Raw genomic sequence first — 25,727 nt, forward strand, 5'->3', positions numbered from 1 at the left:
CGGCGATCGGATCAACGGCCCGCTTGCGCCCCCGGCAATGCCTGGCCGGCCCTTACGCGGCCCTTGCCGTCGCGCTTGCCTCGCAGCATCTCGTGATCCGCGCGCTCGATGAGCTCGTGCGCGCCGGACTCGTCGTCCGGCGAGAACACCTCGACCCCGGCGGTGACGCCCACCGTCACCCGCGCACCGGAGGACAGCACGACGGGCTCGCCGATCGCGTCGACCACGCGCGCCAGCACTGGGCGCCATTCGTCGGACTCGAGACAGGTCAGCACCAGCACGAACTCGTCGCCGCCCAGGCGCGCCGCCGTGTCCAGCGGCCGGATGTTCGCGATCAGGCGGGCCGCCACCGTCTGCAGCAGCTGGTCGCCGGCATCGTGCCCCTGCGCATCGTTGACGGCCTTGAAGCCGTCGAGATCCAGGTAGCAGACGGCCACCTGCGTGCGCTCGCGCCGCGCCATCGCCAGCGCCTGCTCGATCCGGTCGTAGAGCAGCACACGGTTGGGCAGCTGCGTCAGCGCATCGTGGAAGGCCGCATGCGCCAGGTCTTCATGCGCCGCCTTCATCGCGGTGATGTCGACCGCCATCGCGAAGATCTCGGTTTCCGACAGCGGCACCGCGCCGAAGTCCACCCACACCGCCGCGCCGGACTTGCTGCGCATCCGGATCTGCGAGCGGTAGTAGCCGTGCTCGGCCAGCGCCGAATAGACCTGCCGCCCGACGTCCTCGTACTGCGCGTCGTCCCAGTAGAAGACCCGCGCGGGCATGTCCTGCAGCTCGCCGGGGCCGTAACCGAGCAGCCGTTCCACCGCGCGGTTGCGCCAGGTGATGGTGCGGCGCGCGATCTTCGCCATGCCGACCAGGTCGCTGTCGAGCATCGCCGTCTGTTCCCGCTGCAGCGCCTGGATCCGCTTGCCCTGGTCGGCCAGCGCCTGCATCGCCCGGTCCTGGCGGCGCGTGGCGCGATGCACCTGCCAGGTCGCCAGCGCCACCAGCAGCCACGCCAGCGCCGCCAGCGAGGCCACCGTCCAGGCCTGCTGGCGCCAGGGCTTGAAGAAGCGCTCGTTGTTCACGCCGGCGTAGACGACGAAGGGCCAGTCGTCCACCGCGCGGTACGAGCTGGTGCGGCTCTGCCCGTCGATCATCACCGTCGACACGAAGGTCCCCTGGCGCGGATGCGCGGCTTGCATCGCGCGCAGCTTGTCGGTGACGGTCGCGTCGCCGACCTCGCCCTGCGACGGGCTGTCCGGCGCCATCCGGGCCACCAGCCGCAGGTCGTCGCGGCGCAACGTCATCGCGTCCATGGGCGCGAGCTCGTAACGCTCGAAGAGGTGCCGGAAGTGGTCGACGCCCACGGTCACGTAGACGAAACCCGCGAAGCGCTCCCCCACGACCAGCGGACGTCCGAAGCCGATCACCCAGCGTCCCGACACCCGCGACACCAGCGGCCCGCTGACCTTGGTCCCGGGATTGGACAGATCGCGCGCGGCGATGAAGTAGTCGCGATCGGTGATGCGCGTCGGCGCCCCCGCCGGCAGCTGCGTACCCCAACGCACCACGCCGGTGACGTCGGCGGCGCGGAAAGCGTCGATGCCGTAAAGCAGCTTGAAGCGCGCATGCAGCACGTCGTTGATCACCGCGTCCGGCGTGCCGCCCGGCGCCGCCAGCAGCCGCTCCAGTTCCGCAGCCGTGGCGCGCAGGATCGCGTCGACGCGCCCGAGCTCCGCGGCGACGTTCATCTGCGCGACGGCCGCCAGGCCTTCGGAGACATCGCGCGCCTGCGCCTCATAGGCGCGATGCGACGTGGCGAGCACATGCGCCACCAGCGCGCCCAGCACCAGCGCGACGGTCAGGTTCGCGCCCGCGAGCCACGCCGTCATGCGGCGCCGGCGTCGGACGGCCCCGTCGACGTACTGTTGCGGATCGGAAAGCGGCATGTCCGGATGGTGCCTCAGCCCCGAAGCCGCCGGAACGGGCGCGCGCCGTCGGCCACGAGGTGTTTTCCCTGGTCCCCATATTCGGGGATGACCGCCGCGGCCGGACGGCCTAGCCTTCGTCTTTCACCCAGAAGAATCACGCCGGGAGGAGCCCCATGGAAACGAGCAGAGTCACGAGCGCGAGCGCCGGAACGAGCACCGCCACCAGCGGTGGAACAGGCACCGGATCGGCGGTCGATCCCGGCAGGAAGCGCAACCTGGTGCTGTTCTGCGACGGCACCAACAACACCCTGACCGGCGGCATCGAGGACACCAATGTCCTGAAGCTGTTCGGCTACCTGCGCCACCATCGTCCGACGATCGAATCGCTGCTGTACTACGACCCCGGCGTGGGGTCGCCGGACGCTGCCCCGCCGACCGGCCTGCTGGACCTGCTCAAGCGCCGCTGGGCGCGCATCGCCGGGCTGGCCTCGGGCCAGGGCGTCTACGACAACATCGGCGAGGGCTACCGCTTCCTGATGCGCCATTACGACGAGCGCAGCGACGACCGCATCTTCGCCTTCGGCTTCTCGCGCGGCGCCTTCACCGCGCGCGCGATCGTCGGCATGATCAACCTGTTCGGCGTCCTGCGGCCCGAGCATGAGGAGCTGATCCCCACGCTGGTCCGCATCTACTTCTCCCAGCCGCCGGCCGAGGAACAGGCCGAGGGCCGCAAGAGCTGGCGGCGCGCGATGGCTCGCGCCATGCATCGCGGCTTCGCGAGACCGGGCCAGGAAGGCGCGCGCGGCGCGCAGGGCGGCGAGGAGGCCACGGCGGCCGACCGCAACAAGCTCGCGGAACAGGTCAGGCGCAATTTCGCGCGGCCCGCGGACATCTTCTGGGTCGGCGTCTGGGACACCGTGGAGTCGGTCGGCCTGCCGCCCTTCGGATCGCGCGACAACCCGGCGACGGCGACCTTCGAGAACAAGCCGCGCATGCTCAACATCCGGCACGCGCTGGCCTTCGACGAGCACCGCTGGCCCTTCCTGCCGCGGGTCTACGACTCGCCGAGCCATGTCACCGTGCCGGGCACGGACCTCCATGGACGCCCGGTCACGCGCACCCTTCGCCAGCTGTGGTTCCCGGGCGTGCATTGCGATGTCGGCGGCAGCTATCCGGCGGCATCGACGGAAAGCGCGCGCTATCCGCATGAACGCACCGGCCTGCAGGACGCCTCGATGGTGTGGATGGTCAACGAGGTGGCGCACGAACTGGGCATTCCGCGCCTGACCGACCACCCCGTCGGCAGCCTGCCCGCCGGTGATCCGGCCTTCGGCATGCCTTTGCTGGCGCCGTTCATCGGCAAGCTGCCGCTGCGCCACGACGCACTCCACGACACGCCGCTCTGGGCGCTCGCCGGCATGACGGTGAGACGCACGTCCACGGAGGTGGTGCGCATCCCGAAGCCGCCTCAGGCGATCCCGGTCGACGTGGCCGCCGAGGCCCCGCCCGCGCCCTTCGAAGGCCCCAGCGTCTGGGATGAACGGCGCTCGCTGGGATGGCTGTTCATCGCGGCCGCGATCGGCGTGGTGGCGCTGCTGCTCTCAGCCTGGAATCTGAATCAGGTGCCGGACGTGAAGGACGCGCTGCCGTTCAAGGGCTGCCTGGCGTGGATACCGTCCGTCATCCAGCCGGCGGTCGAGTTCGCGCGTCAGCAGCTGATGGTGCCGATGCCGTGGAACGGCTGGCCCGCGCCGGACTGGATCCGGCACGACCGCTCGTCGGTCATCGTGGGCATGGCCTGCGACCTGGTGTTCCTGCTGGCGGCGGCCTACCTGCTGTCGCGGCTCGCCTCGCGGGTGTTCACGTGGCTGGCGGGCTGGCGCAAGCCGGGCGACTCGCGGTCGCGCTGGCTGCTCGCCATCGGCTGGCTGCCGGCGATCGCCGTCGGCGCCGATGCCTTCGAGGATCTGTCGACGCTGGCCGCCATCGCGATCCACCTGCTCGGCATGCCGGGCGTCGCCGGGCTCGCGCTGTACGTCACCGCCCTCTTCTCGCTCATCAAGGTGATCGCCTGGCCGCTGGCCATCGCGATCTTCGGCGGCGGGCGCCTGCTGCTGGCGGTGCTGCCGATCAAGACGGTCGGCAAGGTCGGGCGCAAGGCCTGACCCCGCCGCGCCACGACAGCGCCCACCGCGCGAGGGCTCATCGAGGACATCGACGATGAGCCTCGATGGCCTCGGGGGCCTCAGAGCCCTTCGATGATCTTGTCCTGCGCCTGCTGCTTCAGCGTCGGGCCCTTGGGCGCGAGCAGCTCGCGGGCGTTGGGGATACCGGAGCTGGCCGATCCGGGCGCGGCGGGTGTCGGCGGCGCCTTGTAGACGGTGATCGTGCCGCCCTTGATCTTCTGCTCGGTGCTGCCCTCGGGGCAGGCCTCGTTGGTGTAGAGCGTGCTGCCGTTGACCACGCAGCGGCGCGGCGCGCCGGTCGGCGTCTTCGACTGCGGACCGCCCGAGGTCGCGGGCGGGGGCGGTTCGTTGTCGAAGGGGTTCTTCGGCACCTCGACCTTCTCGGCCTGGCGCTGGACCTCGCGCGCGGCGTCGCGCAGGAACGGGATCTCATCGCGCTTCTTCCAGCCGACGACGCCCAGAACGGCGATGACGATGAGGAGCAATACAGCTCGCATGACTTCTTCTCCCTGAATCGCCGGCCTTCTGTTTCGAAATGATTCGGCGCGGCGGGTGCGCATGATAGCCACGGCTTGTCACCTCCGCGCAACCTTGCGCCACGAACATGACACGCATCACGAGCTCGATCGCTGTCATGTCCCTCATTCCGACGCCCTCCTTCCGCCGCTCCATGTCTTGCTCCCTCGCCCGCTTGCGGGAGAGGGCGGGGGTGAGGGCCAGCGGCCGTCGCACCCCACCGACCGGAGCGATGGTCCTTGTGCCGCTGCTGCTCGCGACGGCCACCCTCACCGCCTGCGGCGGCAGCGACGACGACGCCGGCCAGCCGGTCAACGGCAACGCCGACATCACCGTGTCCAGCCTGCGCCTGATCGGCCAGCAGGTGCTGCCGCGGCGGATGGACTACGCGGGCACCGTCGTCGGCGGCCTCTCCGGCGTCGACTACGACCCCAAGACCGACACCTACGTGTTCATCAGCGACGACCGCACGACGACCGATTCCGCCGGCGCGCCGCGCCTGTACACCGCCAAGCTCACCTTCGACGCGACTGCCTTCAGCGCCGTGAGCTTCACCGGCACGGTGTCAATGAAGCAGCCCGACGGCAGCGTCTATCCGAAGGTGCCGGACGCCAAGGTCGCGGATCCGGAGTCGGTCCGCATCGATCCGGTCACCGGCAACTGGGTCTGGCTCAGCGAGGGCGACCGCACGCTGACGAGCACACCGACGCGCGTGATCAATCCCTTCATCCGCGAGATCACGCCGCAAGGCAACCATGTGCGCGAGTACACCCTGCCCGCGATGTTCCAGATGAGCGCGCAGGAGACCGGTCCGCGCGGCAACCTGGTCTTCGAGGGGCTGACCTTCTCGCCCGACACCCAGTCGGCGTGGGTGCTGATGGAAGGCGCGCTGATCCAGGACGGCGCCGCGCCGACGACGACCGCGGGCAGCGCGTCGCGCCTGACGCGCTTCGACCGCGCCAGCGGCACGGCCAACGCGCAGTACGTCTACCCGATCGAGAAGGTGCAGGCGACGCCGGTCCCGGCGGACCAGTTCACCGTCAACGGCCCGACGGAGATCCTGGCGCTGTCGGCGACGCGTTTCCTCGTGCTGGAGCGCAGCTTCTCGGTCGGCGTGGTCGGCAACCAGGTCCGCCTCTATGAGATCGACACGGCGGCCGCGACCAACGTGCTGACGGCGCCCTCGCTGGCCGGCGCGACGCCGGTGACCAAGAAGCTGGTGCTGGACTTCGAGACGCTGAAGACGCAGCTCGGCGGCATCGCCAACCTCGAAGGCATGACCTTCGGGCCGAAGCTGGCCAACGGCAAGCGCAGCCTGGTCGTCGTCGCCGACGACAACTTCCCGGCGGCGGATTCGGCGACGGACCGCAACCAGATGCTGGTGTTCGAAGTCCAGCCGTAAGAAGCACCGCGCGTTACGGCGGACGCCCGTAACGCGCCTTTCGCCGTCGTGGTCGGGCGTCTGCCTCTAAGGTCCGGGATGAACGCCGCGCTTCCCGCGCGGTCAGATTCCAACGATCCGAATGAGGCTTCATCGATGCAAGGCATTCCACGCGCAACGGCGCGACTGACGACGCAGCTGGCGGCGCTCGCCGCATCCGGGCTCGCGCTCTTCCCGGCGCAGGCTGCGACCGATCAAGCGCCCGACGCCGCCGCCATCCGCGCGGCCGTCGACGCGGCGATCCGTCCCCTGATGGCGAAGAACGACATCCCCGGCATGGCCGTGGGCGTGACGGTCGGCGGCAAGTCCTTCGTCTTCAACTACGGCGTCGCGTCGAAGCAGTCCGGCAAGCCGGTCGACGACAAGACGCTGTTCGAGGTCGGCTCCGTCAGCAAGACCTTCAACGCGACCTTGGGCGCGAAGGCGCTGGTGGAGGGCAAGCTCAAGCTGTCGGACCACCCCGGCCGCCACATCCCCGCGCTGAAGGGCCATCCGATCGACCGCGCGACGCTGCTGAACCTCGTCACCTACACGGCCGGCGGCCTGACGCTGCAGGTGCCGGACGCGGTCACCGACGAGGCCTCGCTGATGCGCTACCTCCAGCAGTGGAAGCCCGACTTCGCGCCCGGAGAGAAGCGTCGTTATTCGAATCCAAGCATCGGCCTCTTCGGCCGCACGGCCGCCGCGGCGATGGGGCGCGACTACACGGAAGCGGTCGAGTCGGACCTGCTCCCCAAGCTCGGCCTGCGCGAGACCTACCTGCGCGTGCCGGCGTCGGCGATGGCCGACTACGCCACGGGCTACGACAAGGACGACCGCCAGGCTGGCGCGCCGGACATGGCCGTGCGTGTCTCGCCGGGCGCGTTCGACTCGGAGTCGTACGGCATCAAGACGACGGCGGCGGACCTGGTGCGCTTCATGCAGGTCAACATCGATCCCAGCGGTCTGGATGCGACGACCCGCCAGGCGGTCGAGGCGACGCACGTCGGTCACTTCCAGGTCGACGGCATGACGCAGGGGCTGGGCTGGGAGCAGTACCCGTGGCCGGTGCCGCTGGCGCAGCTCCAGGCGGGCAACGCGCTCGGGCGCGTGACGACGGCGGTCAAGCCGCTGGACCACACGCCGGCGGGAGCGCGGCTGTTCAACAAGACGGGATCGACGCGCGGCTTCGGCGCCTACGTGGTCTTCGTGCCGACGCAGCGCATCGGCGTCGTGCTGCTGGGCAACCGGAGCTGGCCGATCCCGGAGCGCGTGGACGCGGCCTACGCGATCCTCGGCAAGCTGCAGGCGGGCAGCGCGCGCTGAGGCGGACTCAGCGCGACGGCGACGTCGACGGAGTCGTGGATGTCGATGGGGAAGGCGCGGAACCGCCCTTCCCCGCAGCGCGCACGAGCGCGAGCTCGCGCGTGAGCCACGCCTTGCTCTCGACCGGCGCCGCGCCGCCGCAGCGCACCAGATAGGGCTTGCCGCTCATGCTGCTCTTCGAGGCGCCAAGATCGATGAACTGCTCGGCCGTCTTCACGAGGTTCTTGTCTTCGAGGTAGCTCAGCTTGCGCTCAAGATGGGTCTTCGCCTCGGCGGCGGAATGCCAGTCGCCGTTGCGGTTGAACTCGCACGACGAGGCCGTCAACTTGCCCAGCAGCGCCGTGACCTCGGCCTTGGCGGCCGGCGGCAGCGGGTCGGCCCACGCGCCCATCGGCGCGGCCGCACAGGCGGCGAATACAGCGGCAGAAGCGGCGGCCAGCCGGACAGGAAGCGGGAAAGCGCGCATGAGCAAGGGACGTCGTCGATTCGGACCCGCGATGTTGCCACGCGGCGCGATCAGGCCTTCTTCCCCACTGGCACGGCGCTGTCGAGCGTCGCCGCGATGAAGCCGTTGGCCTCCAGGCAGTCGCCGCGCGACCAGCCTTCGGTGAAGGCCTGGGCGAGACGCTGGAGCTCCGCGTCCTGCGCATCGAGCTCGGTGCGCATGCGGGCGATCTCCTCGCGCCGCCGCTGCAGGCTGGCGAGCACCAGTTCCTTCGGCACCCGGCCGTCGCCCTGCGCGAACGCCTGTCTGAGGCTGTCCAGCGTGAAACCCAGCCGCTGCGCGAGCTGGATGACCTGCAGCCGCTCCATCGCGTCGGTGCCGTAGTCGCGGTAGCCGTTGAGGCCGCGCGCGCCTTCCGGCAGCAGCCCGCTGGCCTCGTAGAACCGGATCGCCGAAGTCTTGATACCGATCCGTTTCGCCAGTTCCCCGATGCGCATCGTCGTCTCCATGACAAGCTGAAAAGGCGCTTGACCTTCAAGTCAGCTTGAAGCTTACGCTGAGCGCATTCCTGAACTCAAGCCCGGACCATGCCGATCACTTCGACGCCCGCCCAGACGCCCGTCCAGGCGCCCGCCCTCCATGACCCGCTGGTCCTGCCCAACGGCCAGACGCTGAAGAACCGCACCGCGAAGGCGGCGATGGAGGAGGCGCTCGCCGAAGCGGGTCAGTTGCCCGGCATCAGCAGCCAGAAGCTCTATCGGCGCTGGGCGGAAGGCGGCGCGGGCCTGCTCATCACCGGGAACGTGATGGTGGCGCCGGATGCCCTCACCGGCCCCGGCGGACTGGTGCTCGAAGCCGGCACGCCGCTGGCACCGTATGCCGACTGGGCCCGCGCCGCGCATGCGGGCGGCGCGCGGCTCTGGATGCAGATCAATCATCCGGGCCGGCAGGTGTTCGCGGCGCTCGGCAACCCGGGTTACGCGCCGTCGGAAGTCGCCCTCGACATGGGCAAGTTCGGCAAGCACTTCGCGCCGGTCCGTGCGCTGACCGTGGCGGAGATCGCCGGCATCGTCCGCCGCTTCGCCGACACCGCCCGCGCCGCCCGCGAGGCGGGCTTCGACGGCGTGCAGATCCATGCGGCGCACGGCTACCTGCTGTCGCAGTTCCTCTCGCCGCTGGCCAACCGCCGCGAGGACGGCTACGGCGGGCCGATCGCGCATCGCGCGCGGCTGCTGATCGAGGTCGTGCGCGCCGTGAAGGCCGTCGCGGGGCCGGACTTCGCCGTCGCGGTCAAGCTCAACAGCGCCGACTTCCAGCGCGGCGGCTTCGACGAAGCCGATGCCCGCGCGGTCATCGGCCTGCTCAACGCCGAAGGCATCGATCTGCTGGAGCTGTCCGGCGGCAGCTACGAGAGCCCGGCCATGCAGGGCCGCACCGCCGACGGCCGCACGCTGGCGCGGGAGGCCTACTTCCTCGAATTCGCGCAAGACCTGGCACGGCTCGCGCACATGCCGGTGATGACGACCGGCGGCATCCGTCGACGCGCCGTCGCGCAACAGGTGCTCGCGAGCGGCGTGGCGGTGGTGGGCCTGGGGACCGCCCTCGCCTACGAGCCGGATCTGCCGACGCAATGGACGACGGTGGAAGCCGTCGCCGAGCCCGTCGCCGTGAACTGGAAGAACAAGGCCATCAGCGGCCTGGCCACCATGGCGCTCGCCCGGCGCCAGCTGCGGCGCATGGCCTCGGGCGACGAGCCGACCCGGAACGTCTCGCCGTTCATCACGCTGGTGCTGGACCGGTGGCGCGCGTCGAGGCTGACGAAACGCTACCTGCGCTGGCGGCAGAGCGCGGCGGCGTCGGCGCGGTAGGTCGGCGACGTCGGATACAGGGCGATGCCGCATCCGCACGCCTGCACCGCTGCGCGCTCGCGGAACGCGACAATGCCTGCTTCGCTTCCGGTCGCCCACGCGGTCGCCTTGCATGCCGTCTTCGTCGATGTCTTCGTCCCACGGCTCCTCGCCTCACGGTTCCTCGCCGCCACTGCCACCGCTGCTCGGCGAGGTGCTTCAGCGGACGGCTCGCCGATTCCGCGCGCCCGCGCTGCCGGCGAGCCTTGAAGAGGCTCGGACCGCCGGCGCGGCGACCCGGCTCGCCTTCGCCATCGAATGCGCGAGGACCGCGCTCGCTGCGGGTGATTCGCCGGGAGACAGCGTCCAGTCGCTCTTCCTGGACGCACTCGCCCAGTTGATTCGCGTGGCCATGCGCCCGCTGCGAGCATCCGGCATCGATGCTTCCAACGACACCTCTGACGACGTCTCGCACGACGCCTTGCACGATGCCGCGGCGGGCGGCGGCGATCCCGCCTTCCAGGCGATGGTGCTGCGCCATCGCTCCGCCGTCGTGCGCGAGTACGCCTCGCTGAGCGCGCACGCCGAGCGCGACCGACGCGCAGTCCGCGCCGCCGTCAACGCGCTCGCCCATCCCGCGAAGACGCAGCGCCGCGCACCGGGGCCGACGCGCGAGGCGCTTCTGGCGCTCCACGCCGCGAGCGACAGCGACGATTGGTCGCGCCTGTCCGAACGCCTCATCCCGTTGCGCGACGACGCCGACGTGCGCGCCGAGCCGGCGCTGCATCGCTGCATCGAGCGGCTGATCGACGATTCCGCGCTGGCGCGCGTGCGGCGGCTCGACGACTTGGCCGCGGACGCCCTGGTTGCGCGCTACCGCGCGCTGTGGGACCAGCGAGGTCCGATCGCCGGCAGCGAGCAGGCGGCCGCTCACGGCGCCGGCGCGCAGCTGCGCGGCGATGCGGTGGAGGCGCTGGCGGTCGAAGCGCTCGGCGTGCTGGTCGACCGCATGAACACCGAAGGCGGCGCGACGCGCTACCGGATCGCGGCCTCGCTGCGCGTTCCGCCGTCTTTCCCCGGCGATGCCGAGCGCGCGAAGAGCGAATGGGATGTGGCGCTGCTGAGGCGACACGACACCGACACCGACACCGGCGGCGACGGCGATGGCGACTGGGATCTCTGTCTGCTGATCGAGGCCAAGGCCTCGCCCGATGCTGCGACGACCGACCTTCCTAAACTCCTGCGCGGACTGCGTCTGCTGGCACAGGCCGACATCGACACGACTTATGCGTTCACCTCGAACAACGGCGAAGTCCGCCTGCGCGGCGCGTCGCTGAGCGCGCTGCCCACCGAGGAAGGCGACCTCGCGCGCGCCGTGCTCTATTGCTGCGACGGCCAGGAAGACCGCACGCCGCGTCTGCTGAACGCGGCGAGCCGCATGCAGCTGCTGTCCGCCGAAGCCAGCCTCGACTTCGCCGCGCTGATGGAAGAAGGCGTGGCGGCCGATCCGTCGTTGCTGCTCCCGGTCTGGCGTCTGCTGCTGGAAGCGCCCGCCTTCACTTCGGTGCTGCGCCAGTACGTGACGCTGCGCGCCGTGCGCGAGCTGATGGTCCACCCCCGCGATCTGCACGCCGCGGCGGCCGCAGCGGTGGCGAGCAACTCCTCCGGACTACCCGGTTCGAGGTAGTCTGGCAAACAACGGGTCGCAGTGTGGGAACGCAGCAGGCATCGGCCTTGGGCGCATTCGGATGCCTCTTCGGAAGGCATTCCGTTTTCATTTGGTCGCAGTCAGGAACACATGCCGACGAGTCGGGCGACAGAAAATCCGCGCCCATTCCATTGACCTGATCGATCCGTGAAGAACCGTCGCCACCTTGCCCTCCTGTCACTGACCGTGGCGCTCTCCGCATGCGGCGGAGGCGGCTCCAGCGACGAGCCCGGATCTCCGGTGTCGAACAACCCGTCGTCGCCTGCGCCCTCGCCGGCGCCCTCCCCGGCGCCTGCGCCTGCACCTTCGCCGGCGCCCGCTCCCTCGCCGGCACCTGCCCCTTCGCCAGCTCCTGCTCCGGCTCCTGCTCCTGCTCCTGCCCCGGCACCTGCGCCGGCTCCGGCTCCGGCGCCTTCTTCCGCCGACCTCTCCGATGCCCGGAAGAAGGACATCGCGATGCAGATCGTGTCCAGCGCCGAGAACAGCTCGCAGGACTGGCGCGCGCAGTACGCCTACATCCAGGACATCAAGGACGGACGCGGCTACACCGCCGGCATCATCGGGTTCTGCTCGGGCACGGGCGACATGCTGGAGCTGGTCCAGGACTACGCGATGCGCTCGCCGGGCAACGTGCTGGCGAAATACCTGACGGCGCTGAAGAAGGTGAACGGCAGCGACTCGCACGCCGGCCTGGATCCCGACTTCAAGGCCGACTGGGCCGCGGCGGCGAAGGATCCCGTGTTCCAGCAGGCGCAGGATGCGGAGCGCGACAGCGTCTACTTCAATCCCGCCGTGAGTCAGGCCAAGGCCGACGGCCTGCGGGCGCTCGGACAGTTCGCCTACTACGACGCCATCGTGATGCACGGCCCGGGCAACAGCAGCGACAGCTTCGGCGGCATCCGCAAGGCGGCGATGGCCAAGGCAAAGACGCCCGCGCAAGGCGGCGACGAGACCGTCTACCTGAACGCCTTCCTCGATGCCCGCGTGGTGGCCATGAAGAAGGAAGCGGCGCATGAGGACACGTCACGCGTGGACACCGCGCAGCGCGTCTGGCTGAAGGCCGGCAACCTGGACCTGAACACGCCGCTGCGGTGGCAGGTCTACAAGGACGACTTCCACATCGATTGAGTCGGGCTGGCGCCCGCCTGTCGCCTGAGGCCCGTCACGTCCCAGCGGGGCGTGCGGGCCGGCACACGATCCTCACGCCGTCGCGCCGGCGAGCATCGACATCGGCGACATCGACGACATGGACACGAGCGGCTGAAGGCGCCCGGAGGCGGCCGCACCCGACGCTGACGGCGCGGTCTCCACCAGCGGCATCGCATCGATCAGGCGCGCGGCATCCCGGCCGATCGTCGATGCCCATTGCCGCAGCGGCGCGTCTTCGATCGACGCGCCGTCCTCGAAATGCAGATTGAATCGGCCCGATCGGCGCGTGAAGTAGCGTGCCAGCGCGACCGACTCGCCGCTCTTCCACGACAGGTGCAGTTCGTTGCCGCGGCGGATCGCCGAAACGTCGGCGAGGGCCAGACCCGCGCCGAACTCCAGGCGATTGGGTCGCAGGTTCTTCTGATCCATGACGCGGTCGTTGCCGCCGTTGCGTTCGAAGTGGAAGGTGTCCGCACCGCTCCCACCGATGAGCACATCGTCGCCCGGACCGCCGATGAGTGCGTCGTCGCCGACGTTGCCGCGCAGGCGATCGTTGCCGGGACCGCCGATGAGGGTGTCCGCGCCTTGATCGCCGATCAGCTCGTCGTCGCCGTCGCCGCCGATCAGCACATCGTCGCCGGCGCCGCCGCTGATCTGGTCGTCGCCACGCTCGCCGAACAGCTGGTCCGCCCCGGCGCCGCCGCCCAGCACGTCGTCGCCTTCACCGCTCCGGATTGCGTCTGCGTCGTCGGTCCCTATCAGGATATCGGCCGAGGCGCTGCCCACACGCTCGCCGTTCCCGTCCGCGACGGGAGGACTCATGCCCGCGGGCAACACGCCGCTGCGCAACCCGTCCATGATCAGCGGCCGCGGATCCCAGCCTTGCGCCTTCAGCGTGTCGTGACCGACCAGGGACACGAAGTCGATCAGGTCGGCAAGTCCGGTTGCGGGATCGTCGTTCAACGCCTGTTCGAACGACGCCTTCAGACCCGGCAATCCGGACGACCCGACCGTCTCCCCGGTCCCTGGCGCACCGCCTAGCAGATCATCGAAATAGCGCGTGAACGATGTCCCGCGACGCGCTTCGATCGCCTTGTGATCGATCGCGGTCTTCTGCGACTGACCGACACCGATCGCTTCGAACACGCTGTCCCAGAAGCGCGCGCTGTCTTTTTCGGACCAACCGAGTTGAGGGGCCACGTAGTGCTGCCACATGTACTTACCGAAGATGCCGATGCCGACGGCAGGGAGCGCTGAGACCGTCAGCGCGGTGGCGATGACTCCGGCGGCAATGCCCCCGATGAGACCCACGCCAGTCTCCCCAAAGTCATCGCTCTTGAGGTCAGGGTTCCTGAGCTTGTAGAGCAACTCGCCAGCGCCGACCACGGTACCCAGGCTGCGACCCAGCGCGGCAATGTTTTTCGATGCGGCAAGGTTCAAGTCGGCGCTGCTCAGGAGCGCCTGCGCCTTGGACAGCTCCTTTCGCATGACATCGATACTGCCGATCTGCCCTGCTTCCACCCGACGAGCGATGTCCTGCAGATCTTCATTGGCCGCATTGCTCAGCGCCCCCAACTGCTGCCGGATGTCCTTCATGTGATCGACACGCGCCGAGCTTCGGCCCGCTTGCGACCGGAGATCCGCCGCCACATCCGCAAAGTACTTCGCGGCCGGTTGCAACTTCTCGCCGAGCAGCCCCCCGATCGCACCTGCCGTATCGAACTTCGACCAATCATTCCACGCCATCTCACACCTCTTCAATGGTGACAAAGAAACTGAAGCACCAGATACGGCAGATAAAGCGTCAGGAAACGATGGCGTTCTGGCGCTCGTGCTTCGTCATATCGATCGACATCCATCCGTTGGGCTCGCCAGGAAGACTCTTGAACGCGCTCAGTCGGGAGGTCAAGGTGCCGCGGTTCTCACCCTCTCCCGGGGGGCGCCCATCTCGAACGTTCGCGCGCTCGCGAGCGGTCATGCGACATCGGGACGACGCATGTCCAGTTCCTCCGATTCGCCCGGCATGCGGATGCCGTCGAGCAGGCGGATGAAGACGTCGATCTCCGCCTGCGTTGGCGGCCATGACGTGTCGAACAACGCCTGGTGCTCCCGCGTCAACTGCCCAACGGCGACGACCAGCCTCGAATCGTCGACAAGAGAAGTCGCCTGCGTGGTCGGGTAGGTGTCGGCCGTGCCGGCGTGGAACGCGCGCAGCCATGCGCTGCCGAAGGCTTCATGCAATGCACCGAGCGCGACGAGTTGCGGCGCCGCGATGCGCCGGTTCACCGCCGTGCGTGGGGCGTCGTCCCCCGACGCGGCGCTTCCTGCCTTTCCAAGGCGCGCGCGCCAGTACTCGCGCACCTCTTCGAGCAGCGTGCGATCGCGCGCATCGCCCTGCTGCAGCATCTCGAAGTAGCGCAGCTTGTTGCCGAAGCGCTTGACCGCGCGCGGCGTGTGGGCGGACTCGCGGACCAGCTCGGTCCAGACCTTGAGCGCGTCGCGGAAGTCCTTCGAGTCCGTGGCCTCTCGGTGGCGACGGCTGGCGGCGCGCAGGAGCAGCAGCCCAGCCATCGCAGCGCCGGCGATGAGCACGCCGGCCACGATCCATTCGTCCGCATGACTGTCCGCGCCGGCCTGCACGAGCACGCGCGTTTCCGACTGCGCGGGTGATCGTCCCCACGCCCGGGTGGGATCGGACGCCGTGAGGCCCGGGATCGGCACCCAGCGCGGGGCACTGGCGGCGCTCGACGCTCCCGCTCCTGAGAGAGGTGCCGACTCCGGACCGGACGCCGCGGTCGACACGGACGCGCGTGCCGGGTCTTGCGCTTCGGCCTTCAACGGACCCTGCGGTCGCAGCAGCACGCCCAGGCTCACGCCACCCGCGATCGCACCGGCGAGCGCCAGCCACATCGCATGGCGACGCAGCCCTTGCATCGCTTCGCGCCGCCACGACGACGGCGCCGTCGTCGCCGGATCGTCGGTCAGCAGCCGCCACGCCTCGTACGTCTGCGCCGTGGGCACCTTGATTTCGAGGTTGATCAGCTTCTGCAGGTAGTTGGCCGCGTAGGCGCGGCGCTGCTCGCGCGCGGCCTGCTCGGGGTTGGCATCCGGGGCCGAGGCGCTCGCCAGCTCCTTGGCGATGCGCTCGAACGCGATCGCCAGCGCCGCCTGCACCTTGTCAGTCGCCATCCCGAAGAGCACGAAACACTGCCCCGACGAGGTCAGGAAGTTCACCGCCTCCATGATCTCCAGCACGGCCTCGGGCCGGCAGCGGTCGAGATCGTCGATGACCACGACGACGCGCTCGGGCAAGGCCCGCGAGACCTCGCCGAACTGCTCGGCGAATCGGGTGCGGAAGCTGTTCTGCTCGGCGGCGAGCTTGGGCTTCATGCCCTGGATGCCGCCCGCCAGCAGCGCCGCGGGATCGGCACCGAAGGCCGTCAGCGCCTTGCGCAACGCCGTCAGCGTCGTGCCCGCGACCGCCAGCAGCGCCAGCCACTCCGCCCAGGGCCATGGCGGCGCGTCCTTCGACGGTTCCTGCCCCGCGAGCGCGCCCAAGGTCTGGCCGACGCGCCGCAGCATCTGCGTCTCCACTGCGGGGTCGTTCATCCCCGCATGCAGGGTCACGAGCAAGGCGACCGCCGCGCACAGCAGCACCGTGAACACCCCATGCTTGCGCGAGCGCATCCACAGCAGGCGCAGCCGGAAGCCGACGCCGTCGAGGCTGAGCCACGGCGGCAGCGCCTGCTTGCTCAGCGCGCCGAGCAGCGCGGCGAAGAGGTGATCCTCCTTCTGGTGGTGCCAGGCGTTGAACCAGATCGGCCGCGAGCCGTGCTTGCGCAGGTCCGCGCAGACGAGACCCATCAGCGAGCTCTTGCCCGAGCCCCAGTCGCCGGTGATGGCGAGCGTCAACGGCGGCTCCGTCGCGGGGTTGCGCAGGAAGCGCGAGATGCCCGCGGCAAGCGGCTCGAAGTTGAGCCGGTCCTGCCGGGGATCGGTCAGCGCCGCGTCGGTGGCGGGCGTATCGGCCATGCCGGCCGCCACGCGACGCGTCTGCGTGAACAGTCGCCACGCGCGCAGGAACATCGGCACCGACAGCAGCAAGGCGAGCCAGTACCAAGGTGCCGGGTAGCGTGCATAGACACGGGGATCGGTCCAGGTCTTGCCGCCGTCGGACGTGCTCAGCAGCAGCGCGCCGTCGCCGACGGCCCAGCCACGACGGCCGTCCGCGCCGATGTAGCCCGCACGCAGCCCCCAGGGCAGCGGCATCGGCGGCCGCAGCGATTGGCGCGGACGCGCCATCGCGGCCTCCGCGTCCGGCGCGGCGAGATCGCCGACCCGCCAAGACGCACCCCCATCGACGGTCTGGATCACGCGCTCGCCGCCCCTCTCCTGCGCCCAGGCCGTCATGCCGTCGGCGCTCGCGTGCAGCAGCCCCAGCGGTGCGGTGTAGCCCGTCGACTGCCGTCTCCAGGTCCGGCCGCCGTCCTCGCTTCTCAGCACGGCGCCACTGGCGCTCACGACCCATCCGCGCTGGTCGTCGTCGGAGAAATCGATGCTCGTCAGCGGGTCCAGCGCTCGCCTGGTCGTCGGGGAACGCGACGACGCGTCATCCCCTGACGTGTAGGGCCCCTCGACACTGGGCAGACGAAGGAATGCGTGGCGCTCGACCGGAAGACGCCACCAGTCCCAGAGACTGCGGTCCACCCGGGTGACGGCGAGCGGGCCCGCCGGCCCTGCCGACTGCCACAGCGCCATGGCGGAGGCGGCTGCGCACCAGGCCAGCCCGAACCATAGCCATCGCCACGGCCGGACACGACCACCGCGGCCTTGAGTCGCGGACGAGTCGACGGAGGAGGCTTCCATGGCGGGGAACGAGTGGGCGACATCGCCCGTATATCCCGCGCCACGCCCCGCCGCATCATCCGTTCGGATGACGTCGGGCCGCCTCACAATCCACGCCTACCGACCCTGAGAGAGCTCCCGGCATGCGCCTTGTCGTGACCCCAGCCCGCCTTGCGCGGCCCTTCCCCGCAGTGTCCGTCGCCGTGCTCACGGCGATGATGTCGATGGCCGTCCCGGCATCGACGACAACGACGACACCGACGACATCGACGGCAACCGAGACATCGACGGCATCGACCTCATCAACGGCGTCAGCTGCCTCTGCCGTTTCCGCGCCCAGCGCCGACGCACTCCCGATCGAGGGCCGCGAAGGCGTGACGTCCACCTTGTGGTTCCAGACCGCGGTGGAACGCCGAGCCGCCACGCTCGCGGTCTATCGCGCCGCGACGGCCCGCCTGCCGTCCGCGCGTCAGGCCACGCGCGAGACCGCCTCGCTCGAACAGGCCGCGCAGGGCGGCTTCGCCCGCAAGCCGCCGGCGATCGTGCTGGACGTCGACGAGACGGTGGTCGACAACTCGCCCTACGAGGCGTGGCGGATCCGCGCCGGCAAGCCCTACGACAGCGCGTCCTGGGCCGCCTGGGTGGCGTCCGCGCAGGCCACCGCGATCCCCGGCGCGCCGGAGTTCATCGCCCGCGCCAGGACGCTCGGATTCCGCGTCGTCTTCATCACCAACCGGACCTGCCCCGCCGGCGGCCCCTTCGGCCCCGACGGCCTTCACGCCGCCTGTCCGCAGAAGGCGCAGACGCTCGCGAACCTGGAGCGGGTGCTCGGCCGTGCCGTCGCGCCCGGCGACCTGATGCTGCGCGGCGACCGCGCTGACTGGGCCGAGTCCGACAAGAGCGCGAGGCGTCTCGCGGTCGCACGCACGCACCGCATCGCGATGCTCGTCGGCGACGACCTCAACGACTTCGTGCCGCGCGCGAAGTACGACGAGGCATCGCAGGCGAAGCGCTGGGGACTGTCGTGGGTGCCGATTCCCAATCCGACCTATGGATCGTGGGGCGACTCGCTGACGCTGCCGCAGCGCTACGACGCGCTCAAGCCGTGGAGCGGCCCGACCGCTCCCTGAATCCACCCCTTGACGATTCCATTTACAGCTGTAATCATTCATTCGATTACACGCGTAAACGGAATCGCATGCCCGACGACCTCCCCGCCATCACCTCGGCCGAAGCCGAGGTCATGGAAGTGCTCTGGCGCTCTTCGCCGCTGTCGGCCGAGGACATCGCCGCCGCGCTCGCCGACCGGCAGGACTGGCAGCTCGCGACGGTGAAGACCTTGCTGAACCGTCTGCTGAAGAAGGACGCGCTCATCGCCGAGCGCGACGGCCGGCGCTTCCTCTACACGCCCCGCTTTCCGCGCACCGAGTGGGCGCATGGCGAGAGCCTCTCGCTGCTCGACCGCCTCTTCGGCGGCAGCCTCGCGCCGCTGGTGTCGCACTTCTCGTCGCATCGCAAGCTCAAGGCCGCCGACGTCAAGGCGCTGAAGCAGCTCATCGCGGACTACGAGCAGCGCGAGGCCAAGCCCGCCAAGGCAGGCACCGCCAGCAAGGGCGGCAAGTCCAATGACTGACGTCCTCCTCCAGACGCTGCTGCGTCAGACCGCCCTGCTCTCCGTGATCGCGCTGGCGCTGCTCGCCTTGCGTCGTCCGTTGGCGCGCCACGTCGGACCCGGTTTCGCCTACGTGGGCTGGGCGCTGCTGCCGATGCTGCTTGTCGTCGACCTGCTGCCGGCAAGTCCCCCGGCGACGCAGTTCTCCGCGGCGCTTATCCATCAGTTCGGACCGGCGCTGGACGCGGCGACGACGGCACCGCTGAAGTCGTGGATGCCGGCTAGCGGCGTTGCGATGTGGCTGGCGATCTGGGTCACCGGCGCACTCGCGATCCTCGCACGCATGATCTGGCTGCAGTGGCGCTTTCGCGCGCAAGGCCCCGCGCTGGTCGGCCTGTGGCCGGCGCGGCTGGTACTGCCTTCCGACTTCGAAGAACGATTCGACGCCGTCCAGCGCTCGCTGGTTCTCACGCATGAGGACGTGCACCGCCGCCGCTTCGACAACCACTGGAACGCCCTTGCAGCTGGACTGTGCGCGCTGCACTGGTTCAATCCGCTCGCCTGGCTGGCGCTGCGTGCGATGCGGGCCGACCAGGAGCTGTCCTGCGATCACGCCGTGATGCGCCGCTTCCCCGCGCGCGCCGCCGACTACGCCCGCGCGCTGCTCCGCGCCCAGCCGTCGCTGTCCCCGCTCCAGCCGTGGTCCGGCTGGCGCTCAAGCCATTCGTCGTCCCATCCGTCGACCCACCTGTCTTCCCACCCGTTGATCGAAAGAGTCGCCATGCTCGCCGTCCGTCCCCATTCCCGCTCGCGCCGACTCTTCGGCGCCTCCGGCCTCGTCGTGCTGGCGCTGGGCGCCGCAGGCGCCGTGCAGGCGATGAACGCGGTCATGCCCGACCTCGCCATCGATCCCGTCGCGCTGGAGCTGACGATCCAGCTCAACCGCCGCAGCAACGGCGTGGTCCAGGAACAGAAGCTGTCGACGATGCGCCTCGTCACCGAGAGCGGCAAGAAGTCCCTCGTCGTCATCGGTGGCAAGCCCGATCTGGTCACGCCGGACCAGGTCCGCATCGAGATCGCCGCCCGCCGCCGCGACGGCAAGCGCGTCTATCTCGATTTCGACGTGAAGGAAGCCGGGCAGCCGGTGCTCAAGAGCACGCTGCTGGTGGAGGACGGCATCGACAGCGGCGTGCACTCGTCGCCGGAGGACCCGAACAAGACCGAGATCGTGATCCGCGTGCGGACGCTGCCGCTCGGGGACGTGCCGGGCTACAGGTCCAAGCAGTGAGTCAGTGTCATCGCGCCCGCCGCGCGATATCCGCTAGTCAGGCGCGAGGCGCTTGCGCATTGATGGTGTCCTTGAAGCGTCCTCCGACGTCTGCCACCTGATGCACGACCTCGACAACGGCCCCCTCGTTCCGGAGACGGGCTCCATCTGGACCCTGCGATGAAAGCTCTCTTCTTCGGCGCCGCGATGCTCTCTTCCGTCGTTTGTGCGGAGCCAGCTCAGCCCCTTGCTGGGAAGCCCGTGGCAAGCGCAACCGCCAGCTACTCCCAGAGAACGCTGCTCAAGAACTGGGCCGTCAGCGTGTGCCTGGCCAGCGCGGCGAAGACCCAGGAGGCCAAGGAAGATGCGAACGCGACCGCCAGCGCCTACATGGAGTTCGGCAAGCAGCCCATCGAAGCCTACGAGCCCCTGCGCGAGCTCGCCGACAGCTACTCGAAGCGCGTCTACGGCGGCGCCGTCCAGTCGGATTTCAACACCATGAAGTGCATCGACCTGATGCACGGCAAGGAACTTGAGGTCCTTGCCACACGGCTGTCGAAGCAAGTCCGGTAGCTCCTCACATTGGCTACGGTGCTTACGGCAGGGATGCATCCTTTTTCGAGCGTTTCGCCAGCTAGGCGTCGAGTTCAGCCTGGGATCACGACCGTCAGAGGCGCGCAGCTTAGTGTTTTGATCGGCTATCCCGATCTATGTATCGCGCGGGCGGGAATCTATTGGGTCTGAAAACATTTGCAATGCGCCCCTGCAACTACAAGTCCGCAGCTGTCAACACCGTCTTTACCGCAGCGAACTGCAATCCCGAGTTCACCCTAGCAAACCTGCATTCCACCTCCCCCTCGTTTCCCTCGGCATCCTCGTAATGGATTCGCAGCAGGCCAGGCACATCGAGTTGCTGGTTGATGTAGAGGCGGGCGTCCTCATGCTGAGGAATACGGGCCGAGCGTTCTCCCGAAGTGATGACCGCGCCGACGGCCTCGATCACCACATTCCGCGCCAGCCCACCGTCATTTATTAGGGCCACCTGCTGCTCCAGGCCACCTGCACCCAGGATGCTCGAACGCGGGCGAAGGGTGAAGATCGGTCGGAGGGCTTGAATACGCTCCGCTTTCTCGCGTTTTGCCGCCATTCGGACTTCAGCGAGCTGATCCCGTCCCACCTCCACCGTCTGGCGCAGCTCCAGCAGTTGCTGCTCCAGCGCCACGGTGTTTTGCCGCAGTTCCTCGCCCTGTTGCAGGTACCCAAGTACCAGCCACATGAAGGCGAGCGGTGCGAAGAAGCCTGCGCAGAAGTCTCCCCACTCGTTCAGTTTGTCCGGCCTATTCGCTACAAACAGAAGTCCGACCATGACGCCAAGCCATATGGCCGTCACGATCACGCCCCAAACGAACCGCTTGTCTTTCATCTTCACCTCCCAGGTGAAGGCATTTTGCCGCGACGTTACGCGGGCAATTGGATCTCAAGTCGGAACGTCGTCTCAACGTGTCAGTACATCGGAGACTCCCAGCAGACGCGCCATGTCGTCGCGCAGGAGCGAAACGTGTCGGTCCAGATGGGCCGACATCCATTCGGCATGCTCGCGCAACTTCGGCGGCACCTCGCACGTCAGCGGGCGCCGGCCGGTGGTGTGGCAGCAGCTGCACGCCTCAGGCGTCAGCCGGCCCGCGCCCTCGTCCGAGTCCTTGATCATCGCCTCGACGTAGCCCGTGCGCCGCTGAGGCTCCATCGCGCCCACCTCCTGCTCTACTAAAGTATGCGAGCCACGGCGGTCGCCATGCTGCCCTGGACACCACTTCCAAAATCAACAGATGGCGTAGGCGGAGGCGCTATGGATCCCTTGTCCAGGAAAGAACTCGATGAGCGTCTCGCGCTCTTGATAGACGGGCGTTACGCGGACCTGCGGGGCCTCACCCGTAAACAGGATGACGGGCAGGACGCTCAACTGCAGCGACGGCTTGCTGAAGCGGACATGCAGGAAGTCGACCTCCTTGACGTCTTCATACATTGGGTGCCAGACGATCAGTTCGGCGCCTGCCACATCCTGCTTCCAGCACTGGGCCTGTCGGGCCAGGCCAGCGCGGTGCGGCTGGAACGCCTCCTGAGGCTCGTTCCTGACCGCGACGATGGATTCGCATATCACCTCGCAGAGGTGCTTCAGACTCGCTTCACGAGCGAGCCATCCCTGGCATTCGACTTGGTAGTCAGCATCTGTTCGGATACACCGATCGGGGATCGGGCGTGCCGAACCTGGGCGCACAGCTTCGCGATTGCTCAGCCAGTCATTGCGGCGAAGTTCGTCATGGGTCGCCTCGGGCCGCCAGTGCAAGACGCTCGTGCGGTCCATGCGCTTGTGGCGGCGCTTCCTTGGCGTTCTGAGGCGGTGAAGGAAATCATTGAGCCGTACCAGCAGCCCCTCCTCGCCTACTTGGTCGCGCTATCCAACACGAATGCTGAGAACGCGTGGTACTGCATCGTCGAGCTTGCGCAATTCGACCGTGCCGCATTCAGATTGGTCGCCGAGGCGCTCTCGGCAGGAGTGCCGGAGGCCGCGTCCCAAGTTGCACGATCGGTCTTCCGGATCGAGAGTGCGTACTACGGCGTCGAAGCCGTCCCTTTGAATGACCTCCTCCGCCGGCTGGTGGAGCTAGCGCTTCAGAATAAGAGCATCTGCCACAACGTCGACCTAGCCCTTAGCTCCTGTTTGCGTAAGGCCCCTCAGAAGAGCTTCGTCATCGAGCAGCTGCTTGCGCTGGGAAACGGCCCTGAAGACGTCTTGCAGCGCTTCAACCTTACGTTCCAATCGTCTGCGGAGGATGAGGCGCTTTTCAGAACGCTCCTTACCCACTGGTTGCTGAGTCCAACCGCCTCCTTCCCGGTAATTCGCGGGATGCTCGAATTCCTCTACGCTAGGCCCGTCCGAGCTGTCCTGGACGAGCCGCTGTTCGCCGCTGCAACCCCGCTCGTCAGGACGAAGGCGATCCGCCGTGTGCTCGGTCTCCATGAGGAAGGCCCGACCCTCTGCCATTTCGCAGCGAGCATCGCGAGGATGGAGAGCCTTGGCGACTCGGGGCTGTACATGGCCGGCGATATGCTCAACTTCCTAAAGATCGAATACCCGGGTGCAACTGAGGCATTCTTGAAGCCACTGTGCAGTCCTTCTTGCCGAAACGCTCGCGGCGCGGTCGTATTTCGAGGTATCTATGCCTCGATCCTCCGATGGACGCGGCACCTCGCGCGTCTACCTCGCCGGCGCGAACTTCGAATCAGCGACGTCGATGCTTTCTCTCTGAGAAGCGCGCAAGCAAAGCAACACGATCACATCCAGCAGGTGGGGGAAAAGAACTCTGTCTTCGCTTCCCTTGTCACCAAGGCTCATCTGGCACAAGGAAGACGATTTGTGACTCACCTGGCGGATGGGCCAAGCCAGATCGTCGACTTGGTTTCTGGCGGTCTTTCGTTTGAGCTACCGTCATCCGAACTCTCTGACCCGATGCAGGGGTACATCCGACGATTCAAGTTGCTGGAGCAAGCCCGATGAACGACGCCTTGCAATTGTTGGTGGCCGACTATCTGGAGCTGATGAAAGAGTCCGGTGAACTCGATGATTTCATGCCGCTACTCGTGTCGGGCATGGGGCACCAAGTTGTTCACACTGCACAGAAGGGAGTGCGCGAGAACGGCGTCGATATGGCATCTGTCGGGAAAGACGACAGCGGTCGCAGGACGCTCTTCATGTGGGTACTCAAGTGCGGAACCATTGGGCGGGCTGAATGGAATTCCGGACCACAATCCATTTTTCAGTCCCTGCAAGACTTGGCACACACGTACGTCCGCGCGAATGTCGCCCCCGAGCACAGTAAGCTGCCGAGAATGGCTGTGGTCGTAACCAACGGCGAATTCCTTTCGAGCATTCAAGGGCAGATGGCCGGCGCCTACGAGAACTACGCGAGTCAGTACGGCATCAAGGTAGTGAACGTCAACGGTTCCAAACTAGCAGCGTGGACCGTCGAACACCTCTTGGACGACCACATCCTCCCAATCGAACGGAGGTCCCTGTTTCGACGCATGCTGGCTAACGTGGGTCAACCGGACCTTTGCATAAGCGTCGGCAGGCAGCTTGTGAACGGCTTGGTGTCGGACCTTCCCGCCAGTGGAGGAAGCGCTGCATCTCGGAAAAAGCGCACCCTACAGGCCTTGCGAGGCATTCGCGCAGCGCTTTCCGCGCTGACTCTCCGCGCCGCGGAAGAAGACAACCTACTCGCCCCATACAGGCTTTCCGAGTACGCCGTCCTTGCAACATGGTCGAAGGTGCACGCCGATCTGCTCAACCCTGCATCGGCCTATGCGGTCGAGTTTGGCCAGATTCTGGGCGACGCCATGAGCATTGCCATGCGGTATCACTCGCGCCTCGATGCCTTCTATCGCACCGAGAATGGCTTCGCCTATGTCCTGCCTCACAACCTCTTTCTGTCGAAGCGCGTCTTCGAAGAAGCTGGTCGGCTTGGGTTGCAGGGGTGCTTTTGGGCATGGCACGCCTCGACCACCGGAAGCGACGCTGGGGGGCACTGGGCGTACTCCGCTCGGCTGGTCGACCTCCTCAGTACCCATTCGAACCTCCAGTTCCCAGCCTTCGACCACCAGGCCACTGACATTCATCTTGCGATGTTGCTACTGGTCATTACCGGCCGCAACGAAGTTGCGACAGGATGGATGCATTCGCTGTGTGAGCGGATCGGGGTCGCTCGCACGAAGCGGGACTTTTGGCCGACCGTGAGGACCTTGGACGAGCAGCTTCAGGTGCGATTCGGCCTCCAGAACCCCTCGGACGCCTCGACCGCCAGCTCCACATTGATTCCGATACTGCTCACCTGGACTGCAGCGCTTGGGCTCGATGGTGCATATCAATTCCTGCGCGAAGTTGTGATGCCAGAGTGCTCGTGGAGCACTCCCAACTTCTGGAGCTCTGACGCGGGCTACGACGAAGTTGTAGCGGACCCGCGCGCGCTGCACAGCCACGGGATCGGCGAGGCCCTCGCCTTCGTGCCGGCCAAACCGAAGGAGTTCCTCGAACGCATGGCCAAGCCTCTTCCCGGGGTAGAGAGCATTGAGGCATCAGGCTGGTACAGGGCGCGATTCCCATTCATACCGATGCTCGCTGCCCTGCAATGGGAGCGTCAAATCCCGCGTCAGATGCTCGTCCAGCAAGCGGTCGCATTCTGCGAGAGCGGGGCGGCTCTCAACAACAGCCCAGAAGCACCAGCAGCAGCGAGCGAGACTGAAGCACCGGCACACGTCGAGGACCATGACTGACACAGGCGGCTACGACGCTGCAGCCTCGACCAGGGCCGCGATCGGCAAGAGTTCAAGGTCAACCGTTCAACGGTCCTGATCACCGCAATCGGTGCGCAGCATGGCGGTGCGGCAATTCGGGCGCACGCTCGCTCATCACGAGGGTGAACGCTTGCCCCG

General features: G+C 67.9%; 20 protein-coding genes. 12 read left to right on the forward strand and 8 right to left on the reverse strand.

The annotated features are described in order from the left end of the window. Positions 1-11: 11 nt before the first annotated feature. Positions 12-1,937, reverse strand: a complete 1,926-nt coding sequence (locus ACQZ13_RS17685) for a diguanylate cyclase domain-containing protein (RefSeq protein ID WP_431046686.1) — start codon at positions 1,935-1,937, stop codon at positions 12-14. 155 nt (positions 1,938-2,092) lie between these two features. On the opposite strand from ACQZ13_RS17685, the gene ACQZ13_RS17690 reads away from it, so the two are divergent. Beyond that, complete coding sequence (locus tag ACQZ13_RS17690) at positions 2,093-4,084, forward strand: T6SS phospholipase effector Tle1-like catalytic domain-containing protein (RefSeq protein WP_431046688.1); 1,992 nt, start codon at positions 2,093-2,095, stop codon at positions 4,082-4,084. Between the two features lie 80 nt (positions 4,085-4,164). On the opposite strand, the gene ACQZ13_RS17695 is transcribed toward ACQZ13_RS17690, so the two are convergent. After that, the gene (locus ACQZ13_RS17695; protein ID WP_431046690.1) at positions 4,165-4,602 is read right to left on the reverse strand and encodes a hypothetical protein; all 438 of its coding nucleotides are present in this window, start codon (positions 4,600-4,602) and stop codon (positions 4,165-4,167) included. A gap of 251 nt (positions 4,603-4,853) precedes the next feature. Here ACQZ13_RS17695 and ACQZ13_RS17700 point away from each other — a divergent pair, with 251 nt between their 5' ends. Both ACQZ13_RS17700 and ampC read left to right on the forward strand, forming a co-directional pair. Then, positions 4,854-6,023: an esterase-like activity of phytase family protein gene (locus tag ACQZ13_RS17700; RefSeq protein ID WP_431046692.1), complete on the forward strand. Its 1,170-nt coding sequence runs from the start codon at positions 4,854-4,856 to the stop codon at positions 6,021-6,023. Between the two features lie 135 nt (positions 6,024-6,158). Continuing rightward, entirely contained in the window at positions 6,159-7,367 is a 1,209-nt protein-coding gene (gene ampC, locus ACQZ13_RS17705; RefSeq protein WP_431046694.1) for a class C beta-lactamase, read from the forward strand. Between the two features lie 7 nt (positions 7,368-7,374). Here ampC and ACQZ13_RS17710 read toward each other — a convergent pair whose 3' ends face one another. Both ACQZ13_RS17710 and ACQZ13_RS17715 read right to left on the reverse strand, forming a co-directional pair. Continuing rightward, positions 7,375-7,833: a DUF5329 domain-containing protein gene (locus ACQZ13_RS17710; RefSeq protein ID WP_431046696.1), complete on the reverse strand. Its 459-nt coding sequence runs from the start codon at positions 7,831-7,833 to the stop codon at positions 7,375-7,377. Between the two features lie 50 nt (positions 7,834-7,883). Continuing rightward, the gene (locus ACQZ13_RS17715) at positions 7,884-8,321 is read right to left on the reverse strand and encodes a MerR family transcriptional regulator (RefSeq protein WP_431046698.1); all 438 of its coding nucleotides are present in this window, start codon (positions 8,319-8,321) and stop codon (positions 7,884-7,886) included. A gap of 78 nt (positions 8,322-8,399) precedes the next feature. Here ACQZ13_RS17715 and ACQZ13_RS17720 point away from each other — a divergent pair, with 78 nt between their 5' ends. From ACQZ13_RS17720 to ACQZ13_RS17730, 3 genes are all read left to right on the forward strand, one after another. Continuing rightward, a complete protein-coding gene (locus ACQZ13_RS17720) occupies positions 8,400-9,680 on the forward strand; it encodes an NADH:flavin oxidoreductase/NADH oxidase family protein (RefSeq protein ID WP_431046700.1) in 1,281 nt (426 codons plus the stop codon). Positions 9,681-9,807: 127 nt separating this feature from the next. Continuing rightward, the gene (locus ACQZ13_RS17725; RefSeq protein ID WP_431046701.1) at positions 9,808-11,346 is read left to right on the forward strand and encodes a 3-deoxy-D-arabino-heptulosonate 7-phosphate synthase; all 1,539 of its coding nucleotides are present in this window, start codon (positions 9,808-9,810) and stop codon (positions 11,344-11,346) included. 477 nt (positions 11,347-11,823) lie between these two features. Further along, a complete protein-coding gene (locus ACQZ13_RS17730; protein WP_431046703.1) occupies positions 11,824-12,495 on the forward strand; it encodes a chitosanase in 672 nt (223 codons plus the stop codon). Between the two features lie 72 nt (positions 12,496-12,567). Here the strand turns inward: ACQZ13_RS17730 and ACQZ13_RS17735 are convergent, their stop codons facing one another. Next, entirely contained in the window at positions 12,568-14,262 is a 1,695-nt protein-coding gene (locus ACQZ13_RS17735; protein ID WP_431046705.1) for a calcium-binding protein, read from the reverse strand. Between the two features lie 228 nt (positions 14,263-14,490). Further along, positions 14,491-17,382, reverse strand: coding sequence for a P-loop NTPase fold protein (locus tag ACQZ13_RS17740; protein ID WP_431046707.1), 2,892 nt, complete (start codon positions 17,380-17,382; stop codon positions 14,491-14,493). 203 nt (positions 17,383-17,585) lie between these two features. Between ACQZ13_RS17740 and ACQZ13_RS17745 the strand changes: the two genes are divergently transcribed. From ACQZ13_RS17745 to ACQZ13_RS17760, 4 genes are all read left to right on the forward strand, one after another. Further along, positions 17,586-18,491 carry a 5'-nucleotidase, lipoprotein e(P4) family gene (locus ACQZ13_RS17745; RefSeq protein WP_431053271.1) on the forward strand — a complete coding sequence of 302 codons (906 nt, stop codon included), beginning with the start codon at positions 17,586-17,588 and terminating at the stop codon, positions 18,489-18,491. Between the two features lie 68 nt (positions 18,492-18,559). After that, positions 18,560-18,994 (forward strand): BlaI/MecI/CopY family transcriptional regulator, encoded by a 435-nt coding sequence (locus tag ACQZ13_RS17750; RefSeq protein WP_431046709.1) that lies wholly within the window; start codon positions 18,560-18,562, stop codon positions 18,992-18,994. Beyond that, a complete protein-coding gene (locus ACQZ13_RS17755; protein ID WP_431046711.1) occupies positions 18,987-20,261 on the forward strand; it encodes a M56 family metallopeptidase in 1,275 nt (424 codons plus the stop codon). Before ACQZ13_RS17750 ends, ACQZ13_RS17755 begins: the two co-directional genes overlap by 8 nt. A 240-nt stretch (positions 20,262-20,501) precedes the next feature. Further along, positions 20,502-20,813 (forward strand): T6SS amidase immunity protein Tai4 family protein, encoded by a 312-nt coding sequence (locus tag ACQZ13_RS17760; RefSeq protein WP_431046713.1) that lies wholly within the window; start codon positions 20,502-20,504, stop codon positions 20,811-20,813. A gap of 196 nt (positions 20,814-21,009) precedes the next feature. Here the strand turns inward: ACQZ13_RS17760 and ACQZ13_RS17765 are convergent, their stop codons facing one another. Continuing rightward, positions 21,010-21,663 (reverse strand): hypothetical protein, encoded by a 654-nt coding sequence (locus ACQZ13_RS17765; protein WP_431046715.1) that lies wholly within the window; start codon positions 21,661-21,663, stop codon positions 21,010-21,012. A 72-nt stretch (positions 21,664-21,735) separates the two neighbouring features. Further along, complete coding sequence (locus ACQZ13_RS17770) at positions 21,736-21,993, reverse strand: hypothetical protein (protein ID WP_431046716.1); 258 nt, start codon at positions 21,991-21,993, stop codon at positions 21,736-21,738. 93 nt (positions 21,994-22,086) lie between these two features. On the opposite strand from ACQZ13_RS17770, the gene ACQZ13_RS17775 reads away from it, so the two are divergent. Next, on the forward strand, positions 22,087-23,796 hold the full coding sequence (locus tag ACQZ13_RS17775; RefSeq protein WP_431046718.1) for a hypothetical protein: 1,710 nt from the start codon (positions 22,087-22,089) through the stop codon (positions 23,794-23,796). Continuing rightward, positions 23,793-25,568, forward strand: coding sequence for a hypothetical protein (locus tag ACQZ13_RS17780; protein WP_431046720.1), 1,776 nt, complete (start codon positions 23,793-23,795; stop codon positions 25,566-25,568). Before ACQZ13_RS17775 ends, ACQZ13_RS17780 begins: the two co-directional genes overlap by 4 nt. Positions 25,569-25,727: the final 159 nt, after the last annotated feature.

Source organism: Roseateles sp. L2-2, assembly GCF_050613215.1.
In the GTDB taxonomy this organism is placed as follows: Bacteria; Pseudomonadota; Gammaproteobacteria; order Burkholderiales; family Burkholderiaceae_C; genus Roseateles; species Roseateles noduli.